The following is a 20,704-nucleotide window of genomic DNA, read 5'->3' on the forward strand; positions in this document are numbered from 1 at the left end:
CGCAACGACGCAGAGAGGATCAGACATGGTCGACCCGCAGGTGCTCAAGCACGGCGCATGGGACGTCATCACCCCGGAGATCGCAGGATGGGAGTTCGTCACCTTCCAGGTGAAGACCTTCGGAGACGGCGAGACGGTCGAACTGCCGGCCGACGGCAACGAGCGGGCGTTCGTGAACCTGCACGGCGACCTCGTCCTCACCGTCGGCGGTGACGAGTACCGCATCGGCGGTCGCGACACGGTCTTCGACGGGCTCGGACACACGCTCTACGTCCCGCGGGACACCGCCGTGACGATCACCGCCACCCCCGGTGCCGAGCTCGCGATCGCGACGGCCCCGGCCACCGAGCAGCACGAGGTCGTCCTCGTCACGCCGGACGACGTCGGATCCGCCACGCGCGGCGGCGGCACCGCCACGCGCCAGGTCTCGACGCCGATGTCGCCCGCGTTCCCCGCGGACCGGCTGCACATCGTCGAGGTGTGGACCCCCGGCGGCAACTGGTCCAGCTTCCCGCCGCACAAGCACGAGCACGACATCGACGGCGAAGCGCAGCTCGAGGAGGTCTACTACTACCGCCTCCGCGACCCGGAGAACGGGTGGGCGCTGCAGCGGGTGTACAGCCCCGAGCGCGACTTCGACCTCGACGTCCCCGTGCGCGACGGCGACATCTGCCTCATCCCCTGGGGGTACCACACCACCGTCGCGGCCCACGACCAGGACCTCTACTACCTCAACGTGCTCGCCGGGCCCGCGCCGGAGCGCACCCTGCAGGCCGCCGAGGACCCCGCGCTCGCACCCGCCCGTGCCAAGTGGGACACCCTCGGCACGGACCCCCGTGTCCCGTTCGTCCCCGTCCGCCCCTGACCCACCACAGAAGGAAGTTCGCAATGGCGCAACACCCTCAGCCGACCCGCCGCCTCACGGTGGGCCAGGCGATCGTCGAGTTCATGCAGGCCCAGCACGTCGAACGTGACGGGGTCACCAGTCCGTTCTTCGGCGGCGCGTTCGGCATCTTCGGCCACGGCAACGTCGCCGGGCTCGGACAGGCGCTCCTGCAGTACCAGGACGTGTTCCCGTACTACCAGGGCCGCAACGAGCAGGGCATGGTCCACATCGCCACCGGCTACGCGAAGATGAAGAACCGCCTCGGCGCGCTCGCCGTCTCCACGTCCATCGGCCCCGGCGCGACCAACATGGTCACGGGTGCCGGCACCGCGACGGTGAACCACATCCCGGTGCTGCTCTTCCCGTCCGACGCGTTCGCGACCCGGTCGACCGGTGCCGTCCTGCAGCAGCAGGAGCACCCGTACGCGATGGACGTCACCGCGAACGACTCCTTCCGCGCGGTCTCGCGCTACTTCGACCGGATCAACCGGCCGGAGCAGCTCGCCTCGGCACTGCTCGAGGCGATGCGCGTCCTCACCAGCCCCGCCGACACCGGCGCGGTCACCATCGCGGTGCCGCAGGACGTCCAGGCCGAAGCGTTCGACTTCCCGGAGGCACTGTTCTCCGACCGCGTCTGGCACGTCGCCCGCAACCGTCCGGACCGCGCGGCGATCCAGCGCGCAGCCGAGCTGATCAAGGGCGCGAAGAACGCCGTCATCATCGCCGGTGGCGGTGTCGTGTACTCGGACGCGACCGACGAGCTCGTCCGCTTCGCCGAGTCGACCGGCATCGGGGTCGGCGTGACGCAGGCCGGCAAGGCGGGCATGCCCTGGGAGCACCGGCTCGCACTCGGCGCGCTCGGCTCGTCCGGCTCGGCGTACGCGAACTCCATCGCGAACGAGGCCGACGTGGTCATCGGCATCGGCACCCGCTACACCGACTTCACGACGGCCTCGAACACCATGTTCCAGAACCCCGACGTGGCGTTCGTGAACATCAACGTCGCCGAGGTCGACGCGTTCAAGGAGTCCGGCATCCCCCTCGTCGGCGACGCCCGCGAGACCCTCGCCGAGCTCCGCGCCGCACTCGAGGGCTTCACGCTCGACGCCGACGTCGTCGCGTCGAACGAGCAGGCCGCCAGTGACTGGCGTGCCGAGGTCGACCGCATCATCGAGGTGCAGGACAGCCCGACGCTGTCCCAGGCCGAGATGCTCGGACTGCTCAACACCTCCGCCGAGGCCGACGACGTCGTCATCAACGCCGCCGGGTCGATGCCGGGTGACCTGCACCGCCTCTGGCGTCCGGGCAGCCCCAAGGGCTACGACATCGAGTACGGCAACTCGTGCATGGGCTACGAGGTCGCGGGCGGTGTCGGCGCACAGCTCGCCGCACCGGACCGCCGCGTCCACGTGCTCGTCGGCGACGGGTCGTACCTGATGATGTCGCAGGAGATCATGACCGCGGTGCAGGAGCACCTCCGCATGACGATCGTCATCGTCGACAACTACGGGTACGGCTCCATCGCCGCGCTGTCGGAGACGCTCGGCTCGCAGACCTTCGGCACCCGCTTCAACGAGCGTGGCGAAGCGCTCCGTCACGACGGCCGCCGCCTCGAGGTCGACTTCGTCGCCAACGCGGCGAGCTACGGCGCCGAGGTGTTCTCCGCCGACACCGCCGACACCTTCCGCACGGCACTCGACGACGCCCGTGCGTACGACGGCACCAGCGTCGTCTACGTCCGCGTCGACGCCCAGGGTCGCTTCGGCGGCTCCGGCGCCTGGTGGGACGTCCCCGTGGCCGAGGTCTCGACCCTCGACAGCACGAAGGACGCCCGCGCCACCTACGACGAGAAGAAGCGGGACCAGCGGCTCTACCTGACGCAGTCCGCCCCGCGCGTGCGAGAACTGGAGCACTCATGACCGACGCGACCGACGTCCTGGACTCGACCACGGACCCGGCGGCCATCGTCGCCGGGGTCCCCACGGGCCTCCTGATCGGCGGGGTGGAACGCCCCGCCTCGGACGGCGCGACCTTCGACGTCCACAACCCCGTCGACGGCAGCGTGATCGCGACCGTCTCGAGCGGCACCCGGAACGACGCGCAGGCGGCGGTCGACGCCGCCGCCGACGCGGCGGCCGACTGGGCGGCGACCCCGCCCCGGAAGCGCTCCGAGATCCTGTCCCGCGCCTACGACCTGATGATCGAGCGCGCCGACTGGTTCGCCCGGCTCATCACGGCGGAGAACGGCAAGGTGTTCGCGGACGCCCGCGGCGAGGTCGTCTACGCCGCCGAGTTCCTCCGCTGGTACGCCGAAGAAGCGGTCCGGATCCCCGGGTCGCTGCAGACGGCGCCCGGCGGCGCGAACAAGATCCTCGTCGAGCACCGTCCGATCGGCATCGCGATCCTCGTGACGCCGTGGAACTTCCCCGCGGCGATGGCCACCAGGAAGATCGGGCCGGCGCTCGCCGCCGGCTGCACCACCGTCCTCAAGCCGGCGAGCGACACCCCGCTCACCGCCCTCGCGATCGGGAAGCTCTTCGAGGAGGCGGGCCTGCCCGCCGGTGTGCTCAACGTGCTGCCGAGCCGGTCCTCCGGCACGGTCGTCGAGCAGATGGTGCGCGACCCGCGTGCCCGGAAGCTCTCCTTCACCGGCTCAACGGAGGTCGGCGTCAAGCTGATGAAGCTCGCGGCGGACTCCGTCGTGAACACGTCGATGGAGCTCGGCGGCAACGCCCCGTTCGTGGTGTTCGACGACGCGGACCTCGACGCCGCGATCACCGGCGCGATGATCGCGAAGATGCGCAACGGCGGCGAGGCCTGCACGGCCGCGAACCGCTTCTACGTGCAGGAGGGCGTCGCCGCGGAGTTCTCCTCCCGGCTGGCCGAGGCGATGGGCGCACTCCGGACCGGAGACGGCCTGGACCCCGACGTCCAGCTCGGCCCGATGGTGAACGAGGGGGCCCGCGACGACATCGCACGGCTCGTCGACGGCGCGAAGGAGGACGGGGCGACGGTGCTCACCGGCGGTGCGTCCCCGGACGGGCCCGGGTGGTTCTACCCCGCGACCGTGCTGAGCGACGTCCCCGAGCACGCCCGCATCCTCAAGGAGGAGATCTTCGGGCCGGTCGCGCCCGTCGTGACCTTCCACACCGAGGACGACGCCGTCCGGCTCGCCAACGGCACCCCGTTCGGGTTGGTCTCCTACGTCTACACGCAGGACCTCGCTCGGGGTCTGCGCGTCAGCGGGCGGATCGAGTCCGGCATGGTCGGGCTGAACCGCGGCCTGGTGTCCGACCCGGCCGCACCGTTCGGCGGGATGAAGGAGTCCGGCATCGGCCGCGAGGGCGGCGCCGAGGGACTCCTGGAGTACATGGAGTCGCAGTACATCGCGGTGAGCTGGTAGGAGCACCAGCCGGCCCGCTCCGGGCCGGCGGCGTTCAGAGCGGGGTCGTCAGTTCGCTGGCGGCCCCGCGCTGCAGTTCCGCCACCGCACCCTGCGCCGCCGCGATGAACTCGTCGGTGCGTTCCCGGACGTCCACCGACCGACCCGCGATCGACAGGCACCCGAGCAGTTCGCCGCCGGTGCCGAGCACGGGGAACGCGAGCGCCCCGATCCCGATGGTGGCGTCGTCGAGCGACAGGGTGTAGCCCTTGGACCGGGTCGTCGTCACGTCGTGGCGGAGAGCGTCGGCGTCGACGATCGTCTGGCTGGTCAGCGGCCGACGGTCCGGTCCGTCCGTCAGGTACTCCTCGACGTCGCGGGCGTAGGCGAGCACGAGCCGGCCGGCGCCACCGGCGTAGAGCGGGAGCGACCGCCCCGGCGCCAGGGTCAGCACGCCGATCCCACGGCCGGGGGCCCAGTCGATGCAGACCGCTTCGTCACCCCGCGGCACCGTCAGGAACACGGTCTGCTCGGTGGCTTCGGCGAGGGCGTCGAGGACCTGCCGTGCCGCGGACCACTCGGTCATCGCGTCGCGGGCCGCGTCGGCCAGGTGCAGCCACTTCACGCTGAGGCGCGCGCGGTTCTCGTCCGTGGTGGTCGCCATGCCGACGGCCTTGAGCCCGTCGATGAAGCGGTAGACGCTCGGGCGGGGGAGCCCGGTGGCCTCGGCGAGTTCGGCGGGGGAGAGGTCGCCGCGTTCGGCCAGGGCCTCGACGACGGCCATCGAGTTGGCGAGGACCCGCATCGGCTTGCGCTCAGCCACGACGCACCGCCTCCCCGGCGGGGGCGAGGACGCCCGCCGCGGAGAAGCCCAGGTCGGCGCTGATCTCCGCCGCCGTGGCCATCACCAGCGCCCCGAGCTCGGACTCCCGCTCCACGAGCCGTTCACGCAGCCCGCTGATCGAGACGGCGGCGACGAGCTCCCCGCGGTGGTTGAAGACCGGGCTGCCGAACGCGGCGATCCCGATCGTGACGTCCTGGTCGGACCGGGCGTACCCGCGGTCGCGCGTGGCCTGGATCTGCGCACCGAGGTCGTCGGCCGACGGCACCGGGTACGGCAGTCCCTCGGCGGCGAGCAGCTCGTCGACGACCGCGTGCTGCTCCCCGGCGGGCAGGAACGCCAGCAGGGCCATCGGCGCTCCGCCGACGTGCAGGGGCAGCGAGTCGCCGACCTGCATCGCCACCGAGCGGACGTCGTGCCCCTCGATGCGTTCGACGCACACGGCGCGGGTCCCGCGGCGGTAGCAGAGGAGGGCAGCGACCCCGGCGGTCGAGCGGAGGGCGCGCATCCGGGGCAGCGCGAGGCCGCGGACGTCGAGGGAGTCCTCGAGCACCCCGCCGATCTCCATGCACGCGAGGCCGAGCCGGTAGGTGCCGCGGGCGGGTGCAGCGTCGACCCAGCCCATCGCGGTGAGGCTCTGCAGCAGCCGGTACGTCGAGCTCGTCGGTTCGCCGACGGCGTCCGCGAGCGCGCTCACCGTCAACGCGGTCGTCTCGGCGAGTGCGTCGATGATCGCACCGGCCTTGCTGAGGATCTCGATCCCGCCGTCGTCGGCGGCGCCGTCTGCCATGCCGTCATCCTCCCATGCAACCGTCGTCCAACTAATCTCACTCAGTAGACATGTCGTTCACGGAGTGATAGTTTGTGATCCACCACCGCAGAACGAAGGAGTCGCCGTGACACGCAACGACGCGAGAGACGTCGAACACCTGGAGACCGTTGCCCGTGAAGGGCGGTGGCGCGTCCTCGAGACCGTCGCGTCCAGCGGAGCCGGGCACATCGGCGGACCCATGTCCGCGATGGACCTGATGGTCGCCCTCTACTTCCACCAGCTCCGGATCGACCCCGAGCAGCCGCACGACCCGGACCGCGACCGGTTCATCCTGTCGAAGGGCCACTCGGCGATCGGGCTGTACTCGGTCCTGGCGCTCCGTGGGTACTTCCCCGTCGAGGAGCTCAGCACGTTCGACCACGGCGACTCCCGCCTGCAGGGTCACCCCGACATGAAGCTCACGCCGGGCGTCGACTCGTCCACCGGCTCGCTCGGGCAGGGCCTCTCGGCCGGCTCCGGCATGGCGATCGCCGCCAAGATGCAGGGCAAGGACTTCCACACCTGGGTCGTGCTCGGCGACGGCGAGATCGAAGAGGGCATGGTCTGGGAGACCGTCATCCACGCTCCCCGGTACGGCCTCGACAACCTCACCGCGATCATCGACCTGAACGGCCTGCAGCAGTACGGCTGGCCGTCCGGCGACCACGACCGCTACGACCGCAGCGAGCCGATGGGGCACGTCAACCTGCCCGCGGTGTTCCGCGGGTTCGGCTGGAACGTGATCGAGATCAACGGCCACGACTACGAGGAGATCCTCGACGCCTACGGCGAGGTCGACGCGGCCCGCGGCACGAGCGGCAAGCCGACCGCGATCATCGCCCACACGGTGAAGGGCAACGGCGTCTCCTTCACCCGCGCCACGTTCAAGTGGCACAACGGCGTCCCCACCGAGGAACAGCTCGCCACCGCCCGTGCGGAGCTCCTCATCGACCAGAAGACGGAGGCCCTGGCATGAAGGCACAGCGCGCAGTGTGGGGCGACACCCTCACCGAACTCGCCGAGACCGACGACCGCATCGTCGTCGTCGACGGCGACCTGGCCACCTCGACGATGGCCGTCACCTTCGCCAACGCCCACCCGGAGCGATTCGTCCAGGCCGGCATCGCCGAGCAGAACATGGTCGGCATCGCGTTCGGCATGTCGACGCTCGGGTACCGCCCGTGGCTGTCGTCGTTCGGCGTGTTCCTGACCAACCGCGCCCTCGACCAGGTGCGCATGCTCGTCTCGCAGACCAAGGCGCCGGTCCGGCTCGCCGCGGCGTACACCGGCCTGCTCAACGGCGCGAGCGGCAAGACCCACCAGGACATCGAGGACCTCTCCGTGATGCGAGCGCTGCCGAACATGACGGTGCTCGCCCCCGCGGACGAGACCGAGGCGGCGGCGATCATCCGCTGGGCAGCGGACCACGACGGTCCCGTCTACCTGCGGCTGGCCCGTGACGCCGTGGCCGACGTCTTCGACGACGGCTACGAGTTCCGCGTCGGTGCCCCGGTGCTGCTCCGCGACGGTGGCAGCGACGCTGACGTGACGGTCGTCTCGACCGGCGTGCAGACGTCCCGCACCGTCGAGGCGGTCACCGCGGTGGAGGCCTCCGGCGCGACCGTCACGCACGTGCACCTGCCGACGATCAAGCCCCTCGACGAGGAAGCGCTCTGGGCGATCCTCGACGGGGCGCGGACCGTCGTCACGGTCGAGGAACACTCTGTCGTCGGCGGGCTCGGTGACGTGGTCGCCGCCGTCCTCGCCGGTCACGCCAGCGGCGCACGCCTGCACAAGGTCGGCCTCGCCGACTCGTGGGCCGAGTCCGGCCCGAACGACTTCCTGCTCGACAAGTACGGGCTGTCCGTCGAGAAGGTCACCGCCCGCATCCGTGACGTGCTGGGGGAGCGTGTCGGCGTATGAGCATCGTCCGTCCGACCACGTCCGCACCGTCCGGCATCCACCCCCGACCCGGCCTGGAGGCACTGCGCACCTGGGTGGCGGATGTCGCGTCCCTGACGGAACCGGATCAGGTCGTCTGGTGCGACGGCAGTGACGCCGAGAACCGCAGACTGCTCGGCGAGATGGTCACCGCCGGCTCCGTCATCGCGCTGGACGACGGGCTCCGCCCCGGCAGCTACCTCGCCAGGAGCGACCCGGCGGACGTCGCCCGCGTCGAGGACCGCACGTTCATCTGCTCCGAGAGCGAGGCGGACGCCGGCCCGACGAACAACTGGCGGGCGCCGGACGCGATGCGCGCCGAGCTCACGGACCGCTTCCGCGGCGCGATGCGCGGGCGCACGATGTACGTCGTCCCGTTCTCGATGGGCCCGGTCGGCGGCGCGATCTCGCAGGTCGGCGTCCAGATCACGGACTCGCCGTACGTGGTGGTCTCGACCAGGATCATGACCAGGATGGGCGACGACGCGCTCGCGCAGATCGGCCCGGACAGCGTCTGGGTGCCGGCGCTGCACACCGTCGGCATGCCGCTCGTCACCGACGACGGCTCCCGGGTCGACGACGTCCCGTGGCCGTCCAACCCGACGAAGGTCATCGCGCACTTCCCGGAGAGTCGGGAGATCTGGTCGTACGGCTCCGGGTACGGCGGCAACGCACTGCTGGCGAAGAAGTGCTTCGCGCTCCGGATCGCCTCGACCATGGCGCGCGAGGACGGCTGGCTCGCCGAGCACATGCTGCTCATCCGCGTCACGACGCCGGCGGGCAAGGTCCTGCACGTCGCTGCGGCGTTCCCGTCCGCCTGCGGCAAGACGAACTTCGCGATGATGACGCCGACCGTGCCCGGCTGGAAGGTCGAGACGATCGGCGACGACATCGCCTGGCTGCGGCCCGGTGCCGACGGCCGTCTGTGGGCGATCAACCCGGAGGCCGGCTTCTTCGGCGTCGCCCCCGGCACCGGCCCGGACACGAACCCGGCCGCGATGACGACCATCCGCTCGAACACGATCTTCACGAACGTCGCCATGACGCTCGACGGCGACGTCTGGTGGGAGGGCGCCTCGGAGACGGCCCCGAGCCACCTCATCGACTGGCGCGGACAGGCGTGGGAGCCGGGCAGCAGCACCCCGGCCGCGCACCCGAACGCCCGCTTCACCGTCGCCGCCGACCAGTGCCCGACGATCTCCGACGACTGGGACAGCCCGGACGGGGTCCCCATCGACGCGGTCGTCTTCGGTGGCCGTCGCGCGACGAACGTGCCGCTGGTGGCCGAGGCCGAGGACTGGGAGCACGGCGTGTTCTTCGGTTCGACGATCTCGAGCGAGCAGACCGCCGCCGCCGAAGGGCCCGTGGGGGAACTCCGGCTCGACCCGTTCGCGATGCAGCCCTTCTGTGGCTACAACATGGCCGACCACTGGGCGCACTGGCTCGAGATCGGCGACCAGCTGGGTTCCAAGGCGCCGCGGGTCTTCCGGGTGAACTGGTTCCGCAAGTCATCGGACGGCAAGTACCTGTGGCCCGGGTTCGGCGACAACGTCCGCGTGCTCGAGTGGATCGCCGCACGACTCGACGGGGACGCCGACGTCGACTGGAGCCCGATCGGCGGGCTCCCCGCCGTCGGTGAACTCGACCTCGCCGGCCTCGACCTGGACGGCTTCGCGCTCGACGAGCTCTTCGCGGTCGACCCGGCCGCGTGGTCCGCCGAGGCCGAGCAGCTCCGCGCGCACTTCGACCGCTTCGGCGACCGGGTCCCGGCCCGGCTGCGTGCCCGGCTCGACCAGCTGTGCCGTCGTCTCGAGGAGGCGGCGTGACCGCCACGCAGGACGCATCGGACCTGTGGGACGACTGGAACGCGCAGCTCGAGCTCGCCGAGGAGATGATCCCGATCATCGGGCGGCTGCACCGGCGGGACGGCGTCGTCGCCGGCATCCACGGTCGCCGGCTGGTGAACCGCTCGGCGATCGAGATCGTCAAGGCGCACCGGTTCGCCCGGCACGTCGACGGTGCACCGTTGCCGCTGGCGGAGTCGCTCGCGATCCTGCGGACGATCGACGCGACCGGCAGCGGTCCGGCGTCCCTCGACCTCGGCGCGCTCGCCGCACGGGTGCGTTCTGCGTCCGACGCGGACGCGGCCGCGACGATCGCCGCACAGCTCCGGTCCGCGGACGGCAGCGGGCCGCTGCCGACGACGGACGTGGTGCTCTACGGGTTCGGCCGCATCGGACGCCTGCTCGCCCGGATCCTGATCTCCCACCAGTCCCGCGCGACCGGGCTGCGGCTCCGGGCGATCGTGGTGCGTGAAGCGACCGGCGCCGACGACCTCGTCAAGCGTGCGAGCCTGCTGCGGCGCGACTCCGTGCACGGTCCCTTCGACGGCACGATCTCCGTCGACGAGGACGCCCAGACCATCATCGCGAACGGCACCAGCATCGCCGTGATCCGGGCGTCCGACCCGAGCGAGATCGACTACACGGCGTACGGGATCGACGACGCGATCATCGTCGACAACACCGGCCGGTGGCGCACCGACGACGAGCTCCGGCGGCACCTGGTGGCGCCCGGCGCAGCACGCGTGCTCCTCACCGCACCCGGCAAGGGCAACGTCCCGAACGTCGTCCAGGGCATCAACGGCGCCGACGCCGAGGACGCTGACGTCGTCGCGGCGGCCTCGTGCACGACGAACGCCGTCGCCCCGGTGCTCGCCGCGCTCGACGCCGAGTACGGCGTGGTCCGCGGGCACATCGAGACGGTGCACTCGTTCACGAACGACCAGAACCTGACCGACAACTTCCACAAGGCGGATCGTCGCGGTCGTGCGGCACCGCTCAACATGGTGATCACCGAGACCGGTGCCGCCCGTGCCGTGGCGAAGGCCGTCCCTGCGCTCGACGGCAAGCTCACCGCGAGCGCCATCCGCGTGCCGACGCCCGACGTGTCGCTCGCGATCCTGAACCTGCGCCTCGGGCGTCCGACCGACCGGGACGGCGTCAACGCGTTCCTCCGGAGCGTGTCGCTCGGCTCGGCGCTGCGGTCCCAGGTCGACTACGTGGAGTCGCCCGAGTTCGTCTCCTCCGACGTCCTCGGGTCGCGCTTCGCGGGTGTCGTCGACGGGCTCGCGACCCAGGCGAACGGCGACGACGTCGTGCTCTACGTCTGGTACGACAACGAGTTCGGCTACTCGTACCAGGTCGTGCGCGTGCTGGAGACGATGAGCCGGGCGCACCCGGCCCCCGTCCCCGAACGCGGACCACGAGAACTCGCGATCACGACCTGATCGCGACGAGCGCGCCCCTCTGCGGAGTCTCCTGTGGTGGGGGAAGGGCGTGCTCCGAGGGAGGGGACCGCGCCGCGCCCCCGCAGTCCGTCCCCTCCCTCGACACCTACTCCTTGGGCGGGCGCCTGCCCAGCGGGGCCGAGCTCAGGCGCCGGTGCTGCCGACCGTCGCGACGGGACCGGTCGGCGCGGCGGCGGCGAGGTCGGCAGCCGGCGCGTCCGGCGCCACCGGGATCCCGTTCGCACGCCGCAGACCGAGCCCGACGATCACCGCCGCACCGATCACGGCGATCCCACCCGCGAACCAGAAGTCCGCGGCGAGACCGAACGACGTCACCGCGACGCCGCCGAGGACCGAACCCGCGGCGATGGCCAGCTGGATGGTCGTGACGAACAGGGCGAGCCCGGTCTCCGAACCGCCCGGAGACGCCGTGGACATCCACGTCTGCATCCCGAGCGGCAGCGCACCCCAGACCAGTCCCCACACGACGAGCAGCGCGAACACGCCGACGACCGAGTGCGCCAGGAGCGGCAGGGCGATGACCGCGGCGGCGAGGACGACCTTCGACACCCCGATGGTGCCGAGCACGCTCTTGCCGAGCGTGAACCCGGCGGCGAAGTTGCCGACGATGCCCGCGACACCGAACACCAGGAGCGCCAGGGTCACCGTCTCCGGTCCGACCCGCACGAGGTCCTGCAGGTACGGCGCGACGTAGGTGTACGCCGCGAACTGCGCCGCGAAGACGAAGGCGGCGGCGATGAGCCCGACCCGTGCCCGCGGGACCCGGAGCAGTGCGCCGAGGGTGCTGAAGCGCACCCGCTGCACCGCGGGGATGCTCGGCAGCATCACGAGCTGGAGGACCAGGGCCACGAGGCCGAGCGCTCCGCCGATCACGAACCCGAGGCGCCAGCTGGCCAGCGCGGAGACGAACGCGCCGAGCGGGAGGCTGACGACGGTGGCGACCGAGACGCCCGCGGTGATGAACGAGGTCGCACGGATCACCGACGGGGCCGCCACGAGCCTCCCGGCGATCCCCGCCCCGATGGCCCAGAAGCCGCCGATCCCGACACCCAGCAGCATCCGCGCGCCGAGCAGGACCGCGAAGGACGGCGCGACGGCCGCCAGGCCGTCGGCGACGACGAGCAGGACCGTCAGGGCGACGAGCACGACGCGACGGTCGAGGCGCGACGTGGCGACCGTGACCACCGGTGCTGCGACGGCTCCGACCAGACCGGTCGCGACGACCATCAGCCCGGCGGTCCCGACGGGGACGTCGAGGTCGGTGGCGATCGCGGGGAGGAGCCCGATGGGCAGGAACTCCGAGAGCACCAGGACGAAGGACCCGAGTGCGACGGAGAGGACGCTGAGCCACCCGCGGCGCTCTGCTGACGTTGTCATGGAGGCGTCAAAGCCGCCGCGGCCCGTTCCATTCCCCGGTGACGTCACTCGTCGCGTCGGCGTGTCCCTCCGTCCACCGCCTCGCTGATGTCGGCCGCCAGGTGCACGGCGTCCACCGGGTCGAGCCGAGCCGTCGTGACACGGATGAACGGTGGTGTCCCGAGTCGGAACCCCTCGCCCGGACGGACCGCCCACCCCTTCGTCATGAGGTGTGCCGTGACGGCCGCTTCCTCGTGGACCGGGACGAGCACGTTCAGCCCGCTCGCGCCGTGCGCCGCGATGCCGTACGCCGCGAGCGCGGCGACGAGCGCGCTCCGGCGCTGCCGGTAGACCTCGGTGGCGTGGCGCACTGCGTCGAGCGACCGCTCGTCGCTGAGTGCGGCGGCCACGATGCGTTGGGTGAAGTGGCTCACCCACCCGGGGCCGAGCAGCATCCGTCCCTGCACCCGGTCGGCGGTGTCCCGGTCGGACGCGGTCACGGCGAGCCGCAGGTCCGGGCCGAGGGCCTTGCTCATGGAGCGGATCACGGCCCATCTCCGGCGGTCCGTCGTGACCGTCGCCGCCGGGGTGTCCGTGATCGGCGCGGCGTGGTCGTCCTCGATCACCATCAGATCCGGGTGCTGGGCCACGACGGCTCGGAGCGCGGCGGCCCGCGCCTCGGACATCACCGACCCGCGGGGGTTCTGCGCCCGTGGGGTCAGCACGAGCGCGCTGCAGTGACGCGACGCGAGCACGGCGGCGAGGGCGCCCGGGTCGAGTCCCTCGTCGTCGACCGGCACGGGTGCCACCTCGAGCTGCAGCACCCGCAGCAGGGACAGCGACGACACCCACTGCGGGTCCTCGACGACCACGGTCTCACCGGGCCGGACGGTCGCGGCGAGGATGCGCTCCATCGCGTCGAGTGCCCCGTTGGTCGCGGTGAGCGGTCCGACGATCCCGTCCGCGGCGAACTGGGTCCGCATCACCCGGGCGAGCGCGGGGTGCACGGACTCGGAGTCGTAGAGCGCCGGTTCGTAGAGGTCAGGGGAGAGCAGGGCGCCGATGTCCGGCAGCAGCAGCGGGTCCGGGGATGCGGTGGAGAGGTCGCGCACGCCGGAGGGCACGCCGGGGCCGCCGACGGGGCGGGGGAGCGCCGGCAGCTGAGCGACACGACTGCGACGACCGTGGGTCGACGCGATCACGCCTCGCTCGCGGAGCATCCGGAACGCCAGTGCGGCGGTGCCCGGACTGAGCCCGGATGTTTCCGACACATGTCGTACTGAGGGGAGATCCGCCCCCGGCGTTAACTCCCCGTTACGGATCGCCGCTGAGATTGCTTCCACGAGATCACGTGAGGAAACTGACTTTCGTAAGTCATCCACTAACACAGTTACGAACTGTACTAGGACACATTGTGTGGGTCAATCCTCTCTTCGAATCCGACGCCCTCGACGGCGTCGGTGCGCTCATCGCGGCGAACTCGCTGGCGACGATCGTCGCCGCGTCGCCCCTCCGTGCGGCTCACCTGCCCCTCCTGCTGGAGACGGGTGGTGACACGGCGGGCCCCGGCCACGGCACGACCGCCGTGCTGACCGGACACGTGCCGCGAGCCGATCCGCTCGCCCAGGCCGTCCTGGCCGGCGAACGACTGCTCTGCGTGTTCCACGGCCCGCGCGCCTACGTCAGCGCCGGCTGGTACGGCGGTCCGGGTCTGCCGACCTACAACTTCACCGTCGCGCACCTGAGCGGCCGGTCCGAGCTCCTGGGCACCGACGACCTCCGGGAGCACCTCGTCGAGCTCATCCGTACCGAGGAGTCCCGGAAGGCCCCGGTGGACGCCGGCCCCTGGACGATCGACGCCACCGCCGACGCCCGCATCGACCAGCTCCTGCCGGCCGTGATCGGGTTCCGCGTGGTGGTGGACGACGCCCGGGCGAAGGCGAAGCTCGGACAGAACCGCACCACCGAGGACCGCCGCAGCACGATCGAGCACCTCGCCGAGTCGCCCGTCGCCGAGCACCGCGCGATCGCCACCGCCATGCACGCCTCGGAAGCCGCCCCCGAACCCCGGAAGGCCGGACACTGATGCGACTCGACCTGCTCATCACGAACGCCTCGATCCGCACGCTCGACCCCGCACGTCCGACCGCGACGACGATCGGGATCTGGCAGGGCCGGATCGTCGGGCTCGACGAGGACGTCGCCGGCCTCGACGCCGCGGAGATCGTCGACCTGCACGGTGCCACGGTGCTGCCCGGCTTCATCGACGCGCACACGCACCTCCAGCTCGTCGGGCAGTCCCTGCAGGCCGTCGACATCGGCGGGATCACCGAGGTCGACCGCGCGCTCGAGGCCATCGCGGCCCGTGCCGCCGAGGTCCCCGAGGACGGCTGGGTCACGATCAGCGGGTACGACCAGCGCGTGCTCGGCCGGGACCTCACCGCACTCGAGCTCGACCGTGCCGTCGGTCCCCGCCGCGCATGGGCCAGGCACGTGTCCAGCCACTCCTCGGTCGTCTCGACCGCGGTCCTCGACCGGATCGACGACCTGGCGCTCCGCGCCCACCCGGACGTCGCGGTCGGTCTGCTCGAGGAGGGGCACCAGGACGTCGTCCGCGGACAGCGCCTCCCGTACGCGATCGATGACGTCGTGGAGGCCGTGGCGCTCGCCGCCGACCAGGCCCGCGCCGAGGGCGTCACGATGTGCATCGAAGCAGGCGCCGGTGGCTGGATCGGCAGCCTCAACCCGCTCGACCTCGAGGCGTTCCGCCGGCTGCAGGAACAGGGCCGGCTGCCGCTCCGCATGCAGATCATGCCGAGCAAGGACGCCCTGCACGCGGTCCGCGGCGGTGACGGCTTCACCCGAGGGCTCTCGCTCGGCCTGCGCACCGGGATGGGCGCCGACATGCTCGGCATCGGCCCGCTCAAGTTCGTCCTGGACGGCGGCATGATGGTCCGCACCGCGCACCTGTCCGAGCCGTACGAGGGCAGCGACGACCCCGGAGCGCTCACCGAGGACGCCGACGTGCTCATGGCGGACATGGCCGACGCGGTCGCCGGCGGCTGGCAGCTGGCCGTCCACGCGATCGGCGATGCGGCACTGGACGTCGCACTCGACGGGTTCGAGCGTGCGTTCGCCGCCACACCCCACCATCGTGGCCGCCACCGCATCGAGCACGGCGGCCTGATCCGCGACGACCAGGTCCCTCGCCTCGCCGCGCTCGGCATCGCCGTCGCCGGCCAGGCGTGCTTCCTCTGGGACTCCGGCGACGACTTCGCCGGCCAGGTCGGCGAGCACCGCGTGCCGTGGCTCTACCGCGGACGCTCACTCCTCGACGCGGGCGTCCCGCTGATCGGCAGCACCGACCGTCCGCTGCCGGGAACGCCGCTGCGCGCGATCCAGACCGCCGTCGAGCGCCGGTCGTCGACCGGTCGACCGCTCGCCCCGCACGAGGGACTCACGGTCGCCGAGGCGGTCGCGACGGTCACCACGACGGCCGCGTGGGCCGCCGGGATGGAGGACCGGCTCGGCATCCTGGCGCCCGGGTTCCTGGCCGACCTCGTCCTGCTCGAAGCCGACCCGTTCCTCGTGGAGACGTCCGAGATCGCCGACATCCCGGTGCTGGGCACCGTCGTCGACGGACGGTTCACCTCGTGATCACCGTGTCCGTCCCGCCCGCCATCGACAGCATCGCCCTGGAGGCCCGGATCGCCTCCCGCGCCGACGTCCGGCTGGTCCCGTGGGCACTCCAGGGCCCCCCGAGCGTCCCGGCGCGGGAGCTCGACGCCGTCGTCCTGCCGTTCCACACCACGAGCGCGACGCCGAACCCCGGCTACGTCGGACCGACCGAACTCGCTGCGCTCGCCACGGCCGAGTCCGTGCGGCTCGTCCAGCTGCTCTCCATCGGGGCCGAGGGCGTCGCGGCGCACCTGCCGCCCGCCGCGGCGCTGTGCAACGCGGTCGGCGTCATGGAACGGCAGACCGCCGAACTCGCCGTGACACTCGTGCTCGCCTCGCAGCGCGACCTCGCCGGATTCGTCCGACGCGCCTCGACGGGCACGGATCGCTGGGACAACCGCCGGACGCCCGGCCTCGCCGGCGCCCGGGTGCTCCTCGTCGGCCACGGCGGCATCGGCTCCCTGGTGGAGCGGATGCTCGAGCCGTTCGGCGTCGCCGTCACGCGGGTGGCGGGCAGCGAGCGCACACTGCCCGACGGTCGGGCCGTGCACGGACCGGACGCGCTCCCGGCGCTCGCCGCGGATGCGGACGTCGTCGTGGTGACGCTGCCGCTGACCACCCGGACGCGTGGACTCATCGGCGCCGAGGTCCTGGCCGCCATGCCGGACCGGGCGCTGCTCGTGAACGTCGGCCGGGGTCCGGTCGTCGACACCGCGGCGCTCCTCGTCGAACTCCGGGCCGGTCGGCTCCGCGCGGCGCTCGACGTCACCGACCCCGAGCCGCTGCCGGACGACCACGAGCTGTGGGCGCTCGACGACGTGATCGTCACGCCGCACGTCGGCGGCAACACCGAACTCATGCCGCGCCTGCTGCTCGACCTCGTCGCAGACCAGCTCGTCCGGCTCGACCGCGGACTCCCGCTCGAGAACACCGTGGAGGAACCCCGATGACCAGATACGTCCTCGGACGGGTGCTGTCGGCGGCCATCGTGCTGGCGCTCCTGTCGATCATCGTCTTCGCGATGGTCCGCCTGATCCCGGGCGACCCCGCCGCGGCGCTCGTCGACCCGGCGAACCCGGACCCGGAGGCGATCGCGCAGATCCGCCAGCAGCTCGGCCTCGACCGGCCGTGGTGGGTGCAGTACTTCACCTGGATCGGCGGCCTGCTGACCGGTGACCTGGGGGAGTCGCTCACGAAGCCCTACAGCGTCGCCGAGATGGTCGGCACCCGCCTGCCGGTGAGCATCGAGCTCGCCGTCCTCGCGACCGTGTTCGGCGTCCTCATCGGCATCCCGGCCGGGGTGCTCTCGGCCCGACGCACGAACGGCGTCGCCGACCAGAGCGTCCGCGGATTCTCCTTCGCCTTCCTCGCGACCCCGCCCTTCGCCCTCGGCACCGTGCTCATCCTGGTGAACTCGCTCACCCTGAAGCTCAAGCTCATCGGGTACGTGCCCTTCGCCCAGGACCCGGCCGGGAACCTCGGCGTGATGGTGCTCCCGTCGCTCCTGCTCGGTCTCGTGATGGCGGCGATCATCGCCAGGTACATGCGCGGCACGCTGCTCGGCACGTTCTCGCAGGACTTCATCCGCACTGCACGGGCGAAGGGCGCGTCGCCTTCCCGGGTGATCAACCGCCACGCTCTCCGCAACGCCCTCGTGCCGGTGACGACGATCGTCGGCATCGAGCTCGCGGGGCTCGTCGGGGGGACGGTCGTCACCGAGACGGTCTTCTCGCTCCCCGGCATCGGCACCGTCCTGGTCGACGCGATCCGGTCCTCCGACTACCCGGTGATCCAGGCCTGCGTCCTGCTCCTCGGCCTGGTCTACGTCGTCATCAACTTCGTCGTCGACCTCCTCTACCCGCTGATCGATCCCCGAGTGAGGGTGGTGGCGACCGCATGACCGTCCAGACCGAGACCACCGTCGTGGGGACGGGCCGTGCGCCGGCCGTCGCCACCGTCCCCCGGGCCGCCCGGCCGCGACGGAACCCGTCGCCCGCACTCGTCACCGGCCTGGTGATCCTCGTCGGCGTCGTCGTCTGGGGCACCTGGATGTCGATCGCACCGCCGTTCGACCCGCTCGCCAGCGTCGCGGGTTCGCTCCTCGACCCGAGCGCTGCGCACCTCCTCGGCACCGACAACGTCGGGCGCGACAGCATGGTGCGCCTGGCGATCGCCGGCCGGTCCTCCCTGCTCATCTCCGGCGGTGCGGCACTCCTCGCCGCGGTCGTCGGGACGATCCTCGGAGTGGTCGCCGGCTACACCGGCGGCATCACCGACACGATCATCATGCGGGCCGTCGACGCGGTCCTCTCGATCCCGGCGATCCTCGTGGCCCTCGTGGTCGGCGTCGTCATCGGGAGCGGCCCGCTGCCACTTGTCATCGCGCTCGGGTTCGTGTTCGCGCCGACGTTCGCCCGGGTGATGCGTGCCCCGGTCCTCGCCCTGCGCGAGCGCGACTTCGTGCTCGCCGCCCAGATCAACGGCGTGGGACCCGTCCGGATCGCCGTGACGCACCTCCTGCCGAACGCGCTCACGCCGCTCGTCATCCAGTTCGCCTCCGTCGCCTCGAACGTCGTGCTCCTCGAAGCGGCGTTGAGCTACCTCGGCCAGGGCGTCCAGGCGCCCCAGCCCTCCGCCGGCCGCATGATCAGCGAGTTCACCCGCTTCATGCAGACGCAGCCGCTCCTCATCGTGCTGCCGGCCGTCCTCATCGTCCTGCTCTCCGCCGGCTGGAACCTCCTCGCCGACGGTGTGCAGGCCACCCTCGCTCCTCGTCGCGACGCCGGCCTGCCCGGCTCGCGCCGCGGACCGCGCTTCGCGGTCCGCTCCCAGGGCGACCACCGCACCGACGCACCCACTCCCGACCCCGCAACCCCGAGCCTCCAGAAGGAAACCGACGCATGAAACGCACCAGGACCACGGCCGCGGTCATCGCCGCGATCGGCCTCGTCACCGCACTGACCGCCTGCAGCAGCGGGTCGACCGCGGGTGACACCGCCTCCGGCGGAACGCCCGTCAGTGGGGGGACGCTGAACTACGCGATCGACGCCCAGCCGACCGCCGGCGGCGTCGATCCGATGGTCGCGACCGCGCTCGCGGCGCAGACGATCATGGACCAGTCGTACGAGACGCTCCTCACCAAGAACGACGACGGCGACATCGAGCCCGGCCTCGCGACGAAGTACGACGAGGTCGACGACACCACCTACGACCTGACGCTCCGCAAGGGCGTCAAGTTCTCCGACGGCTCCGACTTCACCGCCGAGGACGTCGTCTACACGTTCGAGACCTACCAGAAGTCCACGACGAGCAAGCGGGCCTACCTGTCCAAGCTCACGTCGGTGACGGCGAAGGGCGACCACGAGGTCGAGTTCACGCTCTCCGCCGCGGACAGCACCTTCCTCAACGGCCTGTCGAACCGCGAGACCTTCATGGTCGTCAGCTCCGACGGGTACGCCGACGCCTCGGCGGACGACCGCGAGAAGCAGACCTACGGCACCGGCCCGTTCGCGGTGACCGACTGGAAGGACGGCGTCTCGATCACGCTGACGAAGAACAAGTACTACTGGGGATCGAAGAAGCCCTACCTCGACGAGATCGTCTTCCAGATCATCCCCGACGACAGCACCCGCCTCGCCGCCGTCCAGCAGGGCAGTGTGCAGGCGGCGTGGTTCTCGGACGGCACCGTCGCAGACCAGGCTGTCAGCGCCGGCTGGACCCAGGGCAAGACCTACGACACCCAGGGGCTGCCGATCTTCATCAACCCGGAGTCCGGTCCGCTCTCCGACGTCCGAGTCCGCCGCGCGGTCTCGCTGGCACTCGACCGCGACGCCCTCGTCGACACCGCGATGTTCGGCAACGGCAAGGTCTCGTACGTGACGCCCGCAGGGGACCCGTCCTCGCCCGAGGTCACGAAGGACACCCCGTACTACACGCAGAACATCAAGAAGGCGAAGGCGCTCCTGAAGGAGGCCGGCCAGACCAGCCCGACCATCGAGCTGTCCTACTTCGGTGACGCAGCGGCCTCGCAGCACCCGATCTACGAGCTCATGCAGCAGCAGCTCGCCAAGGCGGGCATCACGCTGAAGCTCGAGTCGAAGTCCACCTCGGAGCTCGCACCGATCTTCACCGCTGGCCAGTCCTTCACCGACATGGTGTCGCTGCCGTGGTCGTTCCGTGCGGACCCGACGTTCTACTTCGACCCGTTCCTCTCCGAGGCTGGCGCGGAGAACCACTGGGACGGCAACGCCGACGCGGACAAGGCGAAGGAACTCCTCGCGGCGGCCAAGTCGGAGACCGACCCGGACGCGAAGGCGAAGCTCATCCAGCAGCTCGACGACGATGTCGCGAGCCAGGTGCTCGTCCTCGTGCCGATGTCCGTCCCGCAGCACTTCGAGGTGTGGGACTCGGCGAAGCTCCAGGGCTACACGACCGACCCGTACGGCTCGCGCGTGGCGCTCAAGGACGCCTGGCTCGAGCAGTAGCGCCACCGCTCAACC

The 20,704-nt window shown here is 71.5% G+C and carries 17 protein-coding genes; 13 read left to right on the forward strand and 4 right to left on the reverse strand.

Annotated features, from left to right (window positions below):
- Window positions 1–25: 25 nt before the first annotated feature.
- The 3 genes from iolB to EDF55_RS12440 are packed head-to-tail and all read left to right on the forward strand — an operon-like array spanning window position 26 to window position 4,289.
- Window positions 26–865, forward strand: a complete 840-nt coding sequence (iolB, locus tag EDF55_RS12430) for a 5-deoxy-glucuronate isomerase (protein WP_185017363.1) — start codon at window positions 26–28, stop codon at window positions 863–865.
- Between the two features lie 23 nt (window positions 866–888).
- Window positions 889–2,805 carry a 3D-(3,5/4)-trihydroxycyclohexane-1,2-dione acylhydrolase (decyclizing) gene (gene iolD, locus EDF55_RS12435; protein WP_123655255.1) on the forward strand — a complete coding sequence of 639 codons (1,917 nt, stop codon included), beginning with the start codon at window positions 889–891 and terminating at the stop codon, window positions 2,803–2,805.
- Window positions 2,802–4,289, forward strand: a complete 1,488-nt coding sequence (locus EDF55_RS12440; RefSeq protein WP_123655256.1) for an NAD-dependent succinate-semialdehyde dehydrogenase — start codon at window positions 2,802–2,804, stop codon at window positions 4,287–4,289. Before iolD ends, EDF55_RS12440 begins: the two co-directional genes overlap by 4 nt.
- Before the next feature lie 34 nt (window positions 4,290–4,323).
- On the opposite strand, the gene EDF55_RS12445 is transcribed toward EDF55_RS12440, so the two are convergent.
- Both EDF55_RS12445 and EDF55_RS12450 read right to left on the reverse strand, forming a co-directional pair.
- Window positions 4,324–5,091 carry an IclR family transcriptional regulator gene (locus tag EDF55_RS12445; RefSeq protein WP_123655257.1) on the reverse strand — a complete coding sequence of 256 codons (768 nt, stop codon included), beginning with the start codon at window positions 5,089–5,091 and terminating at the stop codon, window positions 4,324–4,326.
- On the reverse strand, window positions 5,084–5,899 hold the full coding sequence (locus EDF55_RS12450; RefSeq protein WP_123655258.1) for an IclR family transcriptional regulator: 816 nt from the start codon (window positions 5,897–5,899) through the stop codon (window positions 5,084–5,086). The genes EDF55_RS12445 and EDF55_RS12450 overlap by 8 nt, the downstream gene beginning before the upstream one ends.
- Window positions 5,900–6,005: 106 nt before the next feature.
- On the opposite strand from EDF55_RS12450, the gene EDF55_RS12455 reads away from it, so the two are divergent.
- Genes EDF55_RS12455 through EDF55_RS12470 form a run of 4 tightly spaced genes read left to right on the forward strand, consistent with a single transcriptional unit; the run spans window position 6,006 to window position 11,150 of the window.
- Window positions 6,006–6,896: a transketolase gene (locus EDF55_RS12455; protein WP_243698176.1), complete on the forward strand. Its 891-nt coding sequence runs from the start codon at window positions 6,006–6,008 to the stop codon at window positions 6,894–6,896.
- Window positions 6,893–7,843, forward strand: a complete 951-nt coding sequence (locus tag EDF55_RS12460) for a transketolase family protein (protein ID WP_123655260.1) — start codon at window positions 6,893–6,895, stop codon at window positions 7,841–7,843. Before EDF55_RS12455 ends, EDF55_RS12460 begins: the two co-directional genes overlap by 4 nt.
- Window positions 7,840–9,687 (forward strand): phosphoenolpyruvate carboxykinase (GTP), encoded by a 1,848-nt coding sequence (locus tag EDF55_RS12465; protein WP_123655261.1) that lies wholly within the window; start codon window positions 7,840–7,842, stop codon window positions 9,685–9,687. Before EDF55_RS12460 ends, EDF55_RS12465 begins: the two co-directional genes overlap by 4 nt.
- On the forward strand, window positions 9,684–11,150 hold the full coding sequence (locus tag EDF55_RS12470; RefSeq protein ID WP_185017365.1) for a glyceraldehyde-3-phosphate dehydrogenase: 1,467 nt from the start codon (window positions 9,684–9,686) through the stop codon (window positions 11,148–11,150). Before EDF55_RS12465 ends, EDF55_RS12470 begins: the two co-directional genes overlap by 4 nt.
- 144 nt (window positions 11,151–11,294) lie before the next feature.
- Here EDF55_RS12470 and EDF55_RS12475 read toward each other — a convergent pair whose 3' ends face one another.
- Both EDF55_RS12475 and EDF55_RS12480 read right to left on the reverse strand, forming a co-directional pair.
- Window positions 11,295–12,548 (reverse strand): MFS transporter, encoded by a 1,254-nt coding sequence (locus tag EDF55_RS12475; protein ID WP_123655262.1) that lies wholly within the window; start codon window positions 12,546–12,548, stop codon window positions 11,295–11,297.
- A 44-nt stretch (window positions 12,549–12,592) separates the two neighbouring features.
- Window positions 12,593–13,915, reverse strand: coding sequence for an aminotransferase class I/II-fold pyridoxal phosphate-dependent enzyme (locus EDF55_RS12480; RefSeq protein ID WP_123655263.1), 1,323 nt, complete (start codon window positions 13,913–13,915; stop codon window positions 12,593–12,595).
- Between the two features lie 26 nt (window positions 13,916–13,941).
- Between EDF55_RS12480 and EDF55_RS12485 the strand changes: the two genes are divergently transcribed.
- Genes EDF55_RS12485 through EDF55_RS12510 form a run of 6 tightly spaced genes read left to right on the forward strand, consistent with a single transcriptional unit; the run spans window position 13,942 to window position 20,689 of the window.
- Window positions 13,942–14,613 carry an FMN-binding negative transcriptional regulator gene (locus EDF55_RS12485; protein WP_185017369.1) on the forward strand — a complete coding sequence of 224 codons (672 nt, stop codon included), beginning with the start codon at window positions 13,942–13,944 and terminating at the stop codon, window positions 14,611–14,613.
- Window positions 14,613–16,184: an amidohydrolase gene (locus tag EDF55_RS12490; protein ID WP_123655265.1), complete on the forward strand. Its 1,572-nt coding sequence runs from the start codon at window positions 14,613–14,615 to the stop codon at window positions 16,182–16,184. Before EDF55_RS12485 ends, EDF55_RS12490 begins: the two co-directional genes overlap by 1 nt.
- Window positions 16,181–17,155 (forward strand): NAD(P)-dependent oxidoreductase, encoded by a 975-nt coding sequence (locus EDF55_RS12495; RefSeq protein WP_123655266.1) that lies wholly within the window; start codon window positions 16,181–16,183, stop codon window positions 17,153–17,155. The genes EDF55_RS12490 and EDF55_RS12495 overlap by 4 nt, the downstream gene beginning before the upstream one ends.
- On the forward strand, window positions 17,152–18,105 hold the full coding sequence (locus EDF55_RS12500; RefSeq protein WP_123655267.1) for an ABC transporter permease: 954 nt from the start codon (window positions 17,152–17,154) through the stop codon (window positions 18,103–18,105). The genes EDF55_RS12495 and EDF55_RS12500 overlap by 4 nt, the downstream gene beginning before the upstream one ends.
- Complete coding sequence (locus EDF55_RS12505; RefSeq protein WP_123655268.1) at window positions 18,102–19,109, forward strand: ABC transporter permease; 1,008 nt, start codon at window positions 18,102–18,104, stop codon at window positions 19,107–19,109. The genes EDF55_RS12500 and EDF55_RS12505 overlap by 4 nt, the downstream gene beginning before the upstream one ends.
- Window positions 19,106–20,689, forward strand: a complete 1,584-nt coding sequence (locus EDF55_RS12510; protein WP_123655269.1) for an ABC transporter substrate-binding protein — start codon at window positions 19,106–19,108, stop codon at window positions 20,687–20,689. The genes EDF55_RS12505 and EDF55_RS12510 overlap by 4 nt, the downstream gene beginning before the upstream one ends.
- Window positions 20,690–20,704: the final 15 nt, after the last annotated feature.

The organism is Curtobacterium sp. ZW137 (genome assembly GCF_003762905.1).
Lineage (GTDB): Bacteria > Actinomycetota > Actinomycetes > Actinomycetales > Microbacteriaceae > Curtobacterium.